Here is a 14946-nt window from a genome sequence, read left to right as displayed (position 1 = left end):
AGCTTGAACTTAAAATTCTTTCCTATTTTTAAGCAAAATTTAGAAGATGAAGATTGTAATATCCCCAGCAAAATCACTTGATTTTGATAGCAAATTGCCTACTGCCCAATATACTGAGCCTGTTTTTTTGGAGCAGGCCGAAAAGTTGAACAAAATTCTTGAGAAGAAAAAACCAAAGGCGTTGTCGAAATTGATGGGTATATCTGATAACCTTGCCGAATTGAACTGGGAGCGCAACCAAAATTTTTCACTGCCATTTACACCCGAAAACGCACGCCCCGCTGTTTATGCCTTTAACGGTGATGTCTATCAAGGGCTCGATGCCTACTCCATATCTGAAGAAGAACTAGATCGGTTACAAGATACCCTGCGTATACTATCGGGGTTGTACGGTGTTTTAAAACCGCTTGACCTCATACAGCCTTACCGTTTGGAAATGGGGACCCAATTGAAAATAGGGCGAAAAAAGAACCTTTACGAATTTTGGAAAAAAGAACTTACTGCACATTTGAACGCAACCCTGCAAAATGATGAACTTTTTATCAACTTGGCGAGCAATGAATATTTTGGTGCAATCGATGAAAAGCAACTCAAAGTGCCTGTTATTACACCTGTTTTTAAAGACTGGAAGAATGACAAGCTTAAGGTTATTAGTTTTTTTGCCAAAAAAGCTCGCGGCTCTATGGTTCGTTTCATATTGGATTCCAATGCAAAAACGTTGGACGATATCAAAGGTTTTAATATTGACGGATATGAATTTAGTCAAGCCCATACCTTAAAAGCGAACCAACCCGTTTTCGTTCGATAAAATATTATGCAAAAGACAGCGTTAATTAGATAGATGAATTGCTATCTAAAATTGCTATGAAAAAGTTTTTTGCGCTTGCCTTTATTAGTTGTATTGTGGTTTTGGGTTGTACCGATTATGACGACAACCTATCTGGAACCCAAATACGGGTACGCAATAACAGTGCAGTCGACCTGACTGAGGTTTATATCGATTCGCTCGAATACGGTGAAGTCGCTCAAAAAGAGGTAACTCCTTATCAAAAATATGATAGTTCGGATTTGCCTGAATTTTTGAGAATAAAGGCTGATTCTTTAGAACTTGAGGAAACCGTAGGTAATTTTGAAATAGACTCGGTCATGCTTCGGTTGTACACCTTTCAAATAGATACCGTATCAAATGAAGCGGGATTAAAATTCCATATTCTGGAAGATTGAATTTCTACTTCTTTTTTGCAATACTTATTTTTTCCTCGGCAGTCGGTCTTTTCTTGATTTTTCCTGGCCTTCTAGCTCCGTAAGATTTGTTTGATATTTTACCTCTTCTTGATTTTTTATCTCCTTTTCCCAATGTAAAATTGATTTTTTGTTTGTTAAAATTTAACGATTTTTTTTGTAATAATCAAATCAGGGGCTTCAACGTTTTTATTCCGCTATTTACTACTGAATTGTAACAAATTCCCCAACTTTATAAAGTTCTCGTATTGTTATACTTCGTCAAAAACAGTAGTTTTGTGACAATGCACTCCGATTGGATATAACTGCGGTCAGCTCATTAATAATAAGGAATTTATGGAAATTAAAAAGGTATTAGTAGCGAATAGGGGAGAAATTGCCATTCGTATCTTTAGGGCATGTGTTGAAATAGGAATAAAGACCGTTGGTGTCTATACCTATGAAGATCGCTATTCACTGCATCGCTATAAGGCTGATGAATCTTATCAAATTGGTGAAGACACTGAACCCCTGCGTCCGTATTTAGATATGGATAATATCATAAAAGTAGCCAAAGACAATGATGTTGATGCGATTCATCCCGGTTACGGGTTTCTTTCAGAAAACGCAACCTTTGCCCAGAAGTGTGCCGATAGCGGCATTATTTTCGTTGGACCGAAGGTTTCCGTATTAAAGGCGCTGGGCGATAAGATAACCGCCAAGCAGGTTGCGGTTGCCAACAATGTGCCCATCATTCGAAGTAGCGACCAAGACCTTGATACTATTGATATCGCTTTATCGGAGGCCGATAAAATTGGTTATCCTATTATGTTAAAGGCTGCTTCAGGCGGAGGGGGGCGAGGTATGCGTGTAATTCGCTCCAAAGATGAATTGCGAAAAGCCTTTCCAGAAGCCCGTCGTGAATCATTGAACGCTTTTGGCGACGACACGGTGTTCCTTGAAAAATTCGTAGAAAATCCAAAGCACATTGAAATACAGATTGTTGCCGATACCCACGGTAATATCGTTCATTTATACGAGCGCGACTGTTCGGTACAACGACGCTATCAAAAGGTAATTGAGTTTGCGCCGTCAGTAGGGCTTCCGCAAGAGACAAAAGACAGTCTGTATACCTATGCTATCGATATCTGTAAGGCCGTAAATTATAATAACATTGGTACCGTAGAGTTTTTGGTCGATGATGATGGCAGTATTTACTTTATAGAGGTGAACCCTCGAATTCAAGTAGAACATACGGTTACCGAGATGATTACCAATATCGATTTGGTAAAGGCCCAGATATTTATTGCTGGAGGGTATAAACTATCCGACCAACAAATAAAGATACAAGATCAAGATGCGATTCAGATTACGGGTTATGCCCTACAATGCCGTATAACTACTGAGGATCCGGGGAATAATTTTAAGCCCGATTATGGAGTAGTTACCACTTATAGGAGCGCCTCGGGTCTGGGAATCAGATTAGATGCTGGAAGTATCTATCAAGGGGTGAGCATTTCCCCGTTTTTTGATTCGATGTTGGTAAAAGTTTCAGCAATTAGTCGAACGTTGGATGGGTCTTGCCGAAAAATGCGCCGTGCCTTGGCAGAGTTTCGCATAAGAGGAGTGAACACCAATATGGCCTTTTTAGACAACATATTGAAGCATCCGACCTTTAGGGAAGGCAAGGTAACGGTGAATTTTATTAAAAACGAGCCGGACCTTTTCAAGATTACCGAGCCACGAAATCGTGCTAATAAACTAGTGCAATATTTAGGAGAGACCATCGTAAACGGAAACCCTGATGTAAAAAAATACGATCGTAACCATGTTTTTTCAAAGCCCATTGTTCCGACCTTTCCGAAGACTGACGGGTATCCAAAAGGGACGAAGGACCTGTTGACCGAACTAGGCCCTGAAGGATTTTCACAGTGGCTCAAAAAAGAAAATAAAATACAATATACCGATACTACAATGCGCGATGCGCACCAAAGTCTATTGGCAACACGAATGCGTACGGCCGATATGATGAAGGTGGCGGAAGGCTATGCCAAGAACCATCCTGAGATTTTCAGTATGGAAGTTTGGGGTGGAGCTACCTTTGATGTTTGTCTACGCTTTTTGCAAGAGAACCCCTGGGAGCGATTGGCGCTGCTACGTCAGGCTATGCCCAATGTATTGTTGCAAATGCTGATTCGTGGTTCAAACGGAGTAGGGTATACTGCGTATCCTGATAATCTAATAGAGAAATTTGTAGAACAGGCCTGGGAGACGGGTGTCGATGTTTTTCGAATATTCGATTCGTTGAACTGGATGGAGTCCATAGCACCATGTATCGAGTATGTGCGAACCAAAACAGGAGGCTTGGCAGAAGGTTCTATTTGCTATACCGGTGATATATTAGATGCTTCGAAAACCAAGTATGATCTAAAATACTACTTGCAACTTGCCAAGGATATTGAGAATGCCGGAGCCCATATTTTGGGCGTGAAGGATATGGCGGGACTTTTAAAACCAAATGCCGCCTTTGAATTGATATCGGCATTGAAATCGGAAATCAATATTCCTATTCATTTACATACACACGACACTTCTTCGATACAGACGGCGACGTATTTGAAGGCCGTAGAAGCAGGTGTCGATGTGATTGATGTAGCCTTGGGAGGATTGTCAGGACTCACTTCGCAGCCCAATTTTAATTCCGTTGTTGAAATGTTGCGGTTTCACGAAAGAGAGAATCCGATCAATACCCAGAAACTGGCCGAATATTCCAACTATTGGGAAACTGTTCGAAATTACTATTATACGTTCGAATCTGGACTCAAATCGGGTACGGGAGAAGTATATGGCCATGAAATACCAGGCGGACAATATTCTAATCTGAAAGGCCAGGCCATTGCTTTGGGCCTTGAGGATAAATTCCCTGAGGTGACCAAAATGTACGGTGAGGTAAATAAACTTTTTGGTGATATCGTAAAAGTGACTCCGAGTTCAAAGGTCGTCGGCGATATGGCACAATATATGATCAGCAACAACCTTAGTGTAAAAGATATTGAGGAAAGAGGTGACGATATTTCGTTCCCCGAATCTGTCAAGAGCTTTTTCAGGGGAGATTTGGGGCAGCCTGTTGGTGGTTTTCCCAAGAAACTACAGAAGATTGTTCTCAAAGATGAAAAACCTTATTCCGGTAGGCCGAATGCTCAAATGGAACCTATTGATTTTGATAAGGAATTCAAGGCATTTAAACGAAAGTTCAATAAGGGCATGGGCCGTGAACTTGAGATGACCGACTTTTTATCTTATAAGCTCTATCCAAAAGTTTTTACCGATGCCTATAACAATCATTTGAAATATGGTAACGTGATGAACATACCTACCAAAAACTTCTTCTATGGTATGGAAATAGGGGAAGAAATTATGGTTGAATTAGATAGGGGCAAGAATGTTTTGATTTCATTAATGCTAAAGGGAGAGCCCGATGAGGCCGGTAATGTGAGCATCTTTTTTAAGGTAAATGGGCAGTTGCGAAATGTTATCGTCAAAGATACGGCGGTAAAGGTCGACAAAGTGGAAAATGTCAAGGCCGATGCCTCAGATCCAAAACAGATCGGTGCACCCCTGCAAGGGCTGTTGTCGAACGTGTTGGTGAAAAAAGGACAAGAAGTAAAACGTAATCAACCGTTGTTCATCATCGAGGCCATGAAAATGGAGACTTCGGTAACGGCAACGGAAGAGGGTGTGGTCGATAAAATTCAATTGAGTGGCGGATCATTGGTCAATAGTGACGACTTGGTGTTGGTGCTCAAATAAAATGGAAATCGTTTTGTGGTGCTGATCTCTCAAATGAAATTGTGACAATGGCCGCCTTAATTCGTGATAAAAGATGTTTTTACATACACACCCGTATGCACCTTTTCTATTTGAATCTGCGACAAAGCTTATTGTAGGTACCTTACCTCCACCACGTTTTACGACAGGAGACTTTAAAAAGGGAGATGTTGATTTTTGCTACGGTAGCCGTGATGGTCAGTTATGGCCTATTTTAGATAAAATTTTTGATTTAAATTTGAAATTCGAAAATTCAGACCTTGCCGTTACCCAACGCAAGGCATTTTTGAAGCAGCGTAAAATTGGTATTTGTGATATCGTTGCTAGTGCACAAAGAGAAAAAATAGATGCTTCCGATTTGGGAATGCGAAATATTGAACTGCGCAATATCTTGGGCTTTCTACATGATTATCCCAATATAGATACGCTTTTGTTTACAGGGGGAAACAGTAAAAATGGTCCTGAATATTTTTTTAGGAAACATTTAAAAGAATGGGGGGTAAAGCTAAAGGTCATTTCTGACCGAGTTCCGCGAATTCATGAGTTCATCCTTCCACCACGGGAAGACATGGTGTTGAAGAACAGCGCATCCCGTATGGTCAGAACCGTTTCACTTACTGCTCCTTCCGGTGCTGCCAATAGAGCAGTGGGTAGTCTTGACGAGTATAAACAAATGAAAATCCAAAATCCAAAATTCAACACGTTAGATTTTAGGGTTCTGCAGTACCAAGACTTCTTTTGATAGTTGTTCGATGAATTTGAATTTCTTTTGAGTTTATGAGAAATGGCTATGATGCATAGGGGTAGTGTAAGCGTTGCGAAGTAAAAAGTACAAAAACGGAACTAACTAAAAAGAGCCCTATCTTTTATGATAAGGCTCCTTCACGAGAACACTATATGAAAATGAAAAAATTACTTTGTTTTGTTTAATAGGATAAAATTAGGGTTTCCATACAGTAAAGTGAAATTATTGTTGTGAACTGTGTTGTTTTTGTCATGTAGTAAGATTAATTTGTTATTTGCGTTTAAAAGCTTCGGGCAACAAGGTATTTATCCCGATATTTAAACTTTCAATCGAAGGTTGATTGATGTACGCTCGAACGTACGTTTTTCAATCCATACTTAAAATTATATATGCAGCAGTTAGAGAGATTAAATGAGTTTAAGAAATCGGTTAACAATAAATTCAATGTTTACAACAGTTTATTTTTGAATCTTCCGTACCGGAATATAGAAAATGTGGGAATGCTGATTCCCCTGTTGCTCGATCAATGTAAAAAAGGTTTCAAAGCAGGGCAGAATCCGCAAGAAATATTGGAAGCGTTTTTTCAGAATTATGCCAATATTGAATCGGAGGAAGAACGGATCGATTTTATGTTCAGAATAATTCAGTATGTCGAACGCCAAGTTGTTTTGTACGATAGTGTTGAAGATGCTGCTTTTCCTAAATTACAACAGCATAGAAGGTCATTATCTATTAAAGATTATTTTGAACTGGTAGACAAAAATAAAAGTTGGGACAAGGTTTCTAAAAAACTATCTACCTTCAGTGCCCGCATCGTGCTTACGGCGCACCCTACGCAGTTTTACACCCCGGCGGTTTTAGATATTATATCCGATTTAAGGTCGCTTATTCTTGAGGATCGTATTGATGATATCGATATCACCCTTCAACAATTGGGCTTGACTTCGTTGATCAATGCCAAAAAGCCAACACCTTTAGATGAGGCTAAAAATATCATTTATATTTTGCGCCATGTATATTATGATGCGGTCGGCGATTTGTACGCCTATATCAAAGAAAATATCCACAAAGAAGATTTTGAAAATCATAATATCGTTAAATTAGGTTTTTGGCCAGGCGGCGATCGTGACGGTAATCCTTTCGTAACTGCCGATATTACTAAAGATGTGGCTGATGAGCTTCGCGTAAACTTGATGAAATGTTATTATAATGATTTAAAACAGCTTCAGAAAAAGCTAACATTTAAAGACGTTCATGAACTGATCAAGAAGCTGCGGGGCAATTTGTATATGGCAATGTTCGATACAAAGAAAACAGTAACTTTTAATGCCATTATAGAACCGCTTTTAGAGATTAGAACCCTACTTGTCGAGAAATACCATAGCCTGTATCTAAAGGAGCTGGATTATTTTATCGATAAGGTGAAAATATTTAAAACTCATTTTGCCACTTTAGATATTAGACAAGATAATAGCATCCATAAAAAAGTGGTGGAAGCTGTGTTGAAGAATAATAAATTCATAAAAGAATCTATAGAAGAGCTTTCTGAAGAAGCGTTGATTGATATTCTTATTCATAAAAATATCGAATTGAATGCCAAAGATTATGAAGAGGATATTATAAAGGATACTATTACTAACATATCGCAACTTCAGCGTATTCAAGATACCAATGGCGAAGACGGTTGCAACCGTTATATCATTAGTAATTCCGAAGACATTTTCGCCATACTTTTTGTTTATGGCCTGTTTCGATGGTGTGGTTGGTCCGGTAAGGAAATTACATTTGACATTGTTCCGCTTTTTGAAACCATGAAGGGCATGGAAGCGGCAGAAGAGACCATGCAGACTTTGTTCGATTTACCAGAATATAGACAACACCTTGAAAGCCGCAATAACAATCAGACCATTATGCTCGGTTTTTCCGATGGTACTAAAGATGGTGGCTATCTCAAAGCCAACTGGTCTATTCTCAAAACCAAGGAAACCTTATCTAAAGTCAGTGATAAAAATGGTATTAAAGCCATATTCTTTGATGGTCGAGGTGGGCCGCCGGCACGTGGTGGCGGAAAAACGCACCGTTTTTATGCGGCGCAGACCAAGAATATTGCCAACAATGAGATACAGCTAACCATACAGGGGCAGACCATTACGAGCACTTACGGTACCAAAGAGCAATTTATTCATAACAGTGAACAATTGTTGACGGCAGGACTTTCAAATAATCTCTTTGGGAAAGAGAACGTTATTTCCAGACAGGATCGCAAACTTATCGAAGAACTTTCCGATTTAAGTTTCGAGAAATACGATGCGTTGAAAAACCATGAAATGTTTATTTCCTATCTCGAAAATAGGAGTACCCTCAAATACTACCAAAAGGCCAATATTGGCAGTCGGCCGGGTAAACGGGGAAATAAAAAGAAATTAGAGCTCACCGACCTTAGGGCCATATCTTTTGTAGGTTCATGGAGCCAGTTAAAACAAAACGTACCAGGATACTTCGGTATCGGTACGGCTATAAAAACATTTAAGGATGCCGGCAGGCTGCGTGAACTCAAAAAGCTGTATAAAGATGTGCCCTTTTTCAAAGCTCTGATGCTAAATAGTATGATGTCATTATCGAAATGTTATTTTGAATTGACAAGCTATATGCAACAGGATGAGGAATATGGGGAGTTCTGGAATATTCTTCATACAGAATATAAGCTTTCAAAAGAGATGTTGCTTTTGATTTCCGGTAGTAAAGTATTAATGGAAAATGAAGCGGTTTCCCGAGAGTCCATAAAAATTCGTGAGAGTATTGTACTCCCGTTATTGGCGATACAGCAATATGCCCTGCAGAAAATTGGACAGAAAACCAGCTATAAAAAAGAATACGAAAAGATTGTCACCAGATCATTATACGGTAATATTAATGCCAGTAGAAATTCAGCATAATTTCTGAGGGGCGAACCTTTTTAGCTTTTTCGGTCAACGATTATTTATATTTGGTTAAAGAATGTAAATGATCGTTGGTTTTTAGTGTTTTGGAGGTTAAGGGCGGGTGAGGTTGCTTAGAAGTACGGTCTTTTTCGCTTTCAAGTACGCTTTTTCACTTGAATTGCTGACCATCTGCAGGGCCTTGTCGAGTGAATCAATGGCTTTGCCGATTTCATTGGTGTTTTTATAGTATTCGGCTTGGGTTCCATAAAATAAATACGCGCGTTGCTCTAGTTGATCGGGGTCAATTTCAGAAAGAACTTTAAGCGCCTCGTCGTTACGTTGCAACTGTAAAAGCACGATAGCGATGTTCAATGAGGTAAAAGATGAGTTTTGTAGCTTATCCAAGCTTTGATAATACACCAATATTTTACTCCAATCCGTGTCACCGAAAGTTTTGGCTTTAAGATGTTCAGAGGCAATGGCCGCTTCCATTTGATACGACGATATTTCGTTGTATTGGTATGATTTAGTCATGGAATCTTTTCCCAATGCTATTAATGGCGCATACCACAACGACCGATTCTGATGTTTAAGGTCTATTATTTTTCCGTCTTCCGACAGTTTACTTTCCAAACGAGCGGCATGAAAACAAAGTAAAGAGAATAGGGCATAACCGCCGCCAGTTCTATAATGTTCTTTTTTCAATAGCAATTGGCACAATCGTATGGCCTCACCGCATAGATTCCTTCGAATGAGCATATCTTTTCTATTGGAATGGAATCCTTCATTGAAAATCAGGTAGATAACTTCGTGAACCCTATGCAGCCGATTTTTTATGGTGTTACGTTCGGGTAGTTCAAAAGTGATTGATTTATCTTTAATGGTTTTTCGTGCCCTGGTCAGCCTCTTTTTTACCGCCGTTTCTTTTAACAATAGTGCCGATGCTATTTCTTTACTACTAAATCCGGCAATGGTTTTAAGGGCAAAGGCAATCTGGTCTTGCGCTTTTAGTTCAGGGTGACAGGCCGTAAAAATCATACGCAATTGGCTGTCTTCGATTTCATGATCTAAAAAAAGATGGTTGATGGTAATGGCCGATGGGCCACTATTCAAATTTGAAATTCGCTTTTGGTCGGCGGTAATTTTTCGAAGTAGGTCTAAAACACGATTTTTTGCAGCTTTGGTCAGCCATGCTTCCGGGTTTTCTGGCAGTTCATTTCGCCATTTCAAAGTAGCCGTCAAGAAAGTATCTTGAACCGCATCTTCAATGGTCTCTAAATGCGATAATCCGAATATGCGGGTTAAAATAGAGACCATCTTCCCGTACTGGTGACGGAAAAGATGGTCTATTTTCTGCTGCTTGATCATGAATTTTCTATTGATCGAAGACCATAACTTCCCGTATTTCTACGGTACCGCCCAAATCATAATCGGGGTAGTCTTGGGCAATCGTAACGACCGCGTCTGCATTTTCGGCGTCTACGATATAATACCCGCCAATAAGCTCCTTGCTTTCTGCAAAAGGGCCATCAACGATGGTTCGGTCGGGCCCCGAAACACATTTTGCGGTACTTATCAAGGCGTTACCACCTTTTAGAATACCAGCTTCTTCCATTTTATTGTTCCAGGCAAACCATTTCCCCATGCGGTTTTGTAGCTCATCGGGGGACAACCCTAATTCTTGATAATCGGCTCCGATAAAAATCATCATAAATTCTTTCATTTCTTTTTTGTTTAAATTAATAAAATCATTCATAGTAATGACGAAACTAGAAACTAAAAGGGGGACATTTTTTTTAATTTTCTGTGCATTATTTCTAAATTGAATGTCAAGATGTTTCTTTTTTGTTGGATTCCTTTTTATAAATTCCTTGAGGCTTGCTTCGCGGTTTCCACTTTTTTGAACCAATAAGCTATAGCGGCACGGTCAATTAGAGCAGACTATTAATCGGGCTATAATTCCGTTGATTCGCTTTTTTGTAAATAAGCTAATAAATCTATGATTTCCTTTTCCGATAGGGTTTTCAACAACCCCTCGGGCATCATAGATACCGATGAGGTTTCTTGCGACTGAATATCCGACTTGTTCAGCACCAATTGGTCTTGGCCAATAACGTGCAGGGTGAGTTGTCGTTCATTTTCCGCGATAATATTCCCAGAATAGGTGCGCCCGTCCCTACTTGTAATTACGACCATTTTATAGTCATCTTGAATGTCGCTACTTGGCTCTATTAAATTATTGAGCAAATAGTCGATGTCAGTTCTGTTTGATCCGGTAAGGTCGGGCCCTATTGTGCCTCCATTATCGAACAGTTTATGACAGGCGCTGCACGTACGTTCGAACATGGCCTTTCCATTAGATAGGTCTGCGGAGGTCAATACCTCTGGGGTCAGTAGTTTTTCGTATCGTCTGTAGTCTAGTGTCTTGTCATTGGACAATTGATCAATGGGCCCCCAGACTTCAACAAAACCATTGCCCACCACCCGGCGCAATTGACGGGCTACATAGGCCGGTACATCGTTCTTTTTTATAGCCTCGTCTTTTATTGCCTGGGTCAGCAGACGCCCATAAGTTCCCCGGGAGGCCAAAGTTTGCAGGGCTTCTCCCTGTTCCGGCGTATTTAATTTTTCAAATTGATCGAGTAGAAGACGACCAAAAGGTTCATGATTGTAGGCGGCCATGGCCCTGATGACGTGTAACCTAAGCCCCGGTTCGTTCAATAGCATGGGGAGAACTGCCATCAATTCACCACGTTGTTTGGATGCCAAACCCTCCAGTGCCTCGATTCGTGATTTTAGCGGTGCAGTCGTATCTTTTAAAGTAACCAAAAATTGTTTTGCGGCTTCGGTATCACCAAAAAGCTGAGCCACCTTTAGGGCAAGTGGCGCATTTTCTTCTTGGATTTTTAATTTAGCATAGACCATTTCCCAATTTTTTGGGGCAATAATATCCGAACGACCTTCCAGCCCGGAAAGCATACCTTTTAATAGGGCTTGGGACTGATCAGGATATTTCGTCAGGGCATTCACCACCAAATTTAATTGGTCGGCATCCATCAGACGTCGACTAATAAACTCGGCGATTTGTGGGAGTTGGCAAAAAACCAGCAAATCAAGTGCCTTGGCAGGCTCCTTTGCAACCAAATCCTCCATGCCGTACCAGATCATTTTTGGAATATTGTGGTCATCGTTGTCGCTATTCTTAGAAATCAATCCTTCGACTAGTTGCCATTGCGTCTCGGCATCGACCCGCTGTAAGGCCGCTGCCAAATAGAGCCGTACAACTGCTGACGGGTCATTTGTACTCATAGCTATCATGGTTTTCAAAAACTCACTAGAAGCATCTTTATCCTCACAACCCATTTGAATTGCCCACGCCCGAACATATTCATCAGAATCCGTGAGGGCCTTTTGCAATGCTTCCGAACTAAAATTATGGGTATTGTGAAGTGCCCACATGGCACGTAACCTATGGTCAGGATTTTCACCTGTGTTGAACAACTCTTTTAATTCCGTTATGGCCATTTCGTCTAGCGCACCTTTCGTGGCCCTAAATTGTAAAATAAGCCGTGCCCGACGGGCATGCCAATCACTTTTGCTGGTTTGTAATTGTACCAATTGTTCGTCACTTAACGCTCTTAAATCACCATATCTTCCTTCCCAGTTTTCCGCCAATGAATTTTGGGGACTTATGCGAAAAATTCTACCAGTTTCTTTATTGAGCACTTCCTTTCCGCAGATATCCGCGTCATGCCAATCCAACACATACAAATCACCAGACGGACCGATTTCCATGCTGAATCCGATCCATTGTGCATTGTTGGCCAGAAGAAAATCATCCCCATGTTGGGCGACAAAGCCCGAGCCCTTGGGTTCTAAAATATCGGAAAGCACAGCATGTTCGTGAATGTTCGCCATAAAAATACGGTCGTGATGCGTTTTTGGGAAGGCATCCGATTGGTAGATACGCGCCCCTCCGTGTGCCGAGCGGTGCCGATGATCGACGATGGTCTGAATATCGCCATACACGTAGGGGTTGAAATGTTGCCCGCCCTGGCGATGATAGATTCCTCCCGGTACTACATGAAATAAATGTGGAATTACACAGGCGCTAATGAATAGCTGCCCTTTTTTATCGTAATCAATGCCCCAAGGGTTGCTGAAACCATGGGCCACTACTTCAAAGCGTTGTTTTGTGGGATGATAACGCCAGACCCCACCGTTGATATCCACACCATCGGCTTCCAAAAGATCATCGGGAAAAGCTTCCTTATGTTTATAGATTTTACCTTTACCTTTTGGTTTTCTGATTTTAGACGGGGTCGCAAAGCCTTCCAATCCATATAACCATCCATCGGGTCCCCAATGAAAACTATTGATGGTTTCATGCCGGTCACGAATGCCCCAACCCGTCAATAGCACTTCAATATCGGTTTTGTCGGCGACGTCATCCCTATTTTTGTCGGGTACAAAAAGGAGGTTTGGTGGTGCGCCCAAGAACAATCCGTCGAAACCTACTGCAATGGCGGAAGGAAACGGAATGCCTTCCAAAAATACTTTACGGCTATCGGCGGTACCATCGTTGTCGGTATCTTCCAAAATGACGATCCTACTATCACCGGAATTCGAGAAACCGTCGACCCGTGACTCGTAATCACGGTTTTCGGCTACCCACAAACGACCATGATCATCCCAACAAAAAGCCATGGGTTGGGTTACCATGGGTTCTCCCGCCCATGCATTGGCTTTAAAACCATCTAACAGGGTCATTTCGGCGACGGCCTCCTGCGGATTTAAGAACTTCGCATTTCTGCCTTCTTCTTGGGCGATACCCCATAAAGAAGTTGTAGTATAGAGCGAATTACTTCCTATATAGTCGTTCCAGAGTTGGGTAAGGGCCAAATTGTTCAGTTCTCCCGTATAGGCGACAATACTGTTCTTAATAATTTCGGTCTCTCCAGATTTGATATGCCAATCGCCCATACGTGCGCGAACGGGGCCCACGCCCAATTGTCCATCGACCCGCCAAGGTTGCGGAAAGCCATTGTTATCGGGATGGTCAAAAATGGCAATATGCGCAAGATCTTTATGGCCGTCTATTTGCATGCCAACGTCCATCCACATGGCACGTTGGCCTTCGGCCTTTTCATTACGCTGCCGCGCGGCATTGACAGCTTCTCCTTTTATACCTTCTTTCCATGGCATACGCAAGAACAGCCCCCCATAATCGAATTCGCCTATGGTTATGTCTTTGATTGCTTTTCCCTGCCATTCAAGGTTCAATAGGATCTTGCCTTCTTTTTCAGTCATGGTCCATATTTGGGTTTCCTGTAGCATGGGGGTACCATCAACATCCAACATTTCATAAACCGTCTGCCAAGAGACTTCGGGGCCTTCTTCCTTTAGTACGTCAAAAGAGACTCGCTTCCAATGGTCGCCTTCGGGATGATGAAAAAAATCACGACCTATCTTCTTTTGCATCTCGGGCAGATCATCCTTCCTGTAAAAATATTTGCGTATCGTATCGGTAGGAGCACCTTTGCCGTTAACCCGAGTAAACCCCCAATAGAGTCCCGTTTGATGTTTATGGTGACCGGGGCTATATTCGGTGAGGGATCCGGTACCATCAGGGGCCATGATTGGATGTAAAAAGGGGCGAAAATCCGGTAAGGCATTTTGTGTGACCAGTACCTCGTCATCTCCTTGTCGAAACACCGACAAAGTTCCGCCGGCTGTGTCTTGTTTGATCTGTAGTACTCCTGAAGAATTCGTTACCGATTTTTTTTCGGTTTGATGACCGCAAGATGCCAAAATTGATAGTAGTAGTACGAGAAAAGGGAAGGACTTGGGTTGATGTGGCAGTTTCATTGATAAATATATGTTATGAATATTTTGAAAGGTGCTTTCTTCCAAGTTACAATTTAGGAAATTTAGAGGTACGTTATATTTTATATAGAATGGAGTGATGTGCGGAACCCTTTAAAAAAGAAAGACCCCGAAGTCGATTCGACTTCGGGGCCATGAACTATATTATTTTTCTAATCCTACTTTTTGTTTTGCTGATCTTTTATTGTTTTTTTATCAAAATCGAACTTGTTAGTGTCGACATTGGTATTCCCCGTTGGGTTCGTCGGATTACTTTGTTCGACTTTTCGTTTAAATTTTCTTTTATCATCTATCAATCCCATAATTATTTGCTTTTTAGGTTAGTAGATAATATAAGGTTCTGAA

General features: G+C 41.1%; 10 protein-coding genes. 5 read left to right on the top strand and 5 right to left on the bottom strand.

Annotated features, from left to right (window positions below; translation table 11 throughout):
• Positions 1-46: 46 nt before the first annotated feature.
• Both yaaA and AACZ88_RS22375 read left to right on the top strand, forming a co-directional pair.
• Positions 47-808, top strand: a complete 762-nt coding sequence (gene yaaA, locus AACZ88_RS22380; RefSeq protein ID WP_339715523.1) for a peroxide stress protein YaaA — start codon at positions 47-49, stop codon at positions 806-808.
• A 56-nt stretch (positions 809-864) separates the two neighbouring features.
• Complete coding sequence (locus tag AACZ88_RS22375) at positions 865-1224, top strand: hypothetical protein (RefSeq protein WP_339715521.1); 360 nt, start codon at positions 865-867, stop codon at positions 1222-1224.
• Between the two features lie 4 nt (positions 1225-1228).
• Here the strand turns inward: AACZ88_RS22375 and AACZ88_RS22370 are convergent, their stop codons facing one another.
• Positions 1229-1357: a 30S ribosomal protein THX gene (locus tag AACZ88_RS22370; protein WP_339715518.1), complete on the bottom strand. Its 129-nt coding sequence runs from the start codon at positions 1355-1357 to the stop codon at positions 1229-1231.
• A gap of 221 nt (positions 1358-1578) precedes the next feature.
• On the opposite strand from AACZ88_RS22370, the gene AACZ88_RS22365 reads away from it, so the two are divergent.
• From AACZ88_RS22365 to AACZ88_RS22355, 3 genes are all read left to right on the top strand, one after another.
• Complete coding sequence (locus AACZ88_RS22365; protein WP_339715516.1) at positions 1579-5031, top strand: pyruvate carboxylase; 3453 nt, start codon at positions 1579-1581, stop codon at positions 5029-5031.
• A gap of 73 nt (positions 5032-5104) precedes the next feature.
• Entirely contained in the window at positions 5105-5791 is a 687-nt protein-coding gene (locus tag AACZ88_RS22360) for a uracil-DNA glycosylase family protein (RefSeq protein WP_339715513.1), read from the top strand.
• A 392-nt stretch (positions 5792-6183) separates the two neighbouring features.
• Entirely contained in the window at positions 6184-8730 is a 2547-nt protein-coding gene (locus AACZ88_RS22355) for a phosphoenolpyruvate carboxylase (RefSeq protein ID WP_339715511.1), read from the top strand.
• 96 nt (positions 8731-8826) lie between these two features.
• On the opposite strand, the gene AACZ88_RS22350 is transcribed toward AACZ88_RS22355, so the two are convergent.
• From AACZ88_RS22350 to AACZ88_RS22335, 4 genes are all read right to left on the bottom strand, one after another.
• The gene (locus tag AACZ88_RS22350; RefSeq protein ID WP_339715509.1) at positions 8827-10083 is read right to left on the bottom strand and encodes a sigma-70 family RNA polymerase sigma factor; all 1257 of its coding nucleotides are present in this window, start codon (positions 10081-10083) and stop codon (positions 8827-8829) included.
• Between the two features lie 7 nt (positions 10084-10090).
• Positions 10091-10438, bottom strand: coding sequence for a YciI family protein (locus AACZ88_RS22345; RefSeq protein WP_339715506.1), 348 nt, complete (start codon positions 10436-10438; stop codon positions 10091-10093).
• A 230-nt stretch (positions 10439-10668) separates the two neighbouring features.
• Entirely contained in the window at positions 10669-14583 is a 3915-nt protein-coding gene (locus tag AACZ88_RS22340; RefSeq protein ID WP_339715504.1) for a PVC-type heme-binding CxxCH protein, read from the bottom strand.
• A gap of 176 nt (positions 14584-14759) precedes the next feature.
• Positions 14760-14903: a hypothetical protein gene (locus AACZ88_RS22335; protein WP_339715502.1), complete on the bottom strand. Its 144-nt coding sequence runs from the start codon at positions 14901-14903 to the stop codon at positions 14760-14762.
• Positions 14904-14946 lie beyond the last annotated feature (43 nt).

The sequence above is a fragment of the uncultured Kriegella sp. genome, from assembly GCF_963975415.1.
Lineage (GTDB): Bacteria > Bacteroidota > Bacteroidia > Flavobacteriales > Flavobacteriaceae > Kriegella.
Note: the sequence above shows the minus strand (reverse complement) of the source record. Positions and strands in the feature narration are given on the sequence as shown.

Coding starts and splice junctions, on each gene's coding strand:
- AACZ88_RS22335 (WP_339715502.1), bottom strand. CDS start 14,903: ATGGGATTGATAGATGATAAAAGAAAATTTAAACGAAAAGTCGAACAA.
- AACZ88_RS22375 (WP_339715521.1), top strand. CDS start 865: ATGAAAAAGTTTTTTGCGCTTGCCTTTATTAGTTGTATTGTGGTTTTG.
- AACZ88_RS22345 (WP_339715506.1), bottom strand. CDS start 10,438: ATGAAAGAATTTATGATGATTTTTATCGGAGCCGATTATCAAGAATTA.
- AACZ88_RS22350 (WP_339715509.1), bottom strand. CDS start 10,083: ATGATCAAGCAGCAGAAAATAGACCATCTTTTCCGTCACCAGTACGGG.
- yaaA (WP_339715523.1), top strand. CDS start 47: ATGAAGATTGTAATATCCCCAGCAAAATCACTTGATTTTGATAGCAAA.
- AACZ88_RS22365 (WP_339715516.1), top strand. CDS start 1,579: ATGGAAATTAAAAAGGTATTAGTAGCGAATAGGGGAGAAATTGCCATT.
- AACZ88_RS22360 (WP_339715513.1), top strand. CDS start 5,105: ATGTTTTTACATACACACCCGTATGCACCTTTTCTATTTGAATCTGCG.
- AACZ88_RS22355 (WP_339715511.1), top strand. CDS start 6,184: ATGCAGCAGTTAGAGAGATTAAATGAGTTTAAGAAATCGGTTAACAAT.
- AACZ88_RS22340 (WP_339715504.1), bottom strand. CDS start 14,583: ATGAAACTGCCACATCAACCCAAGTCCTTCCCTTTTCTCGTACTACTA.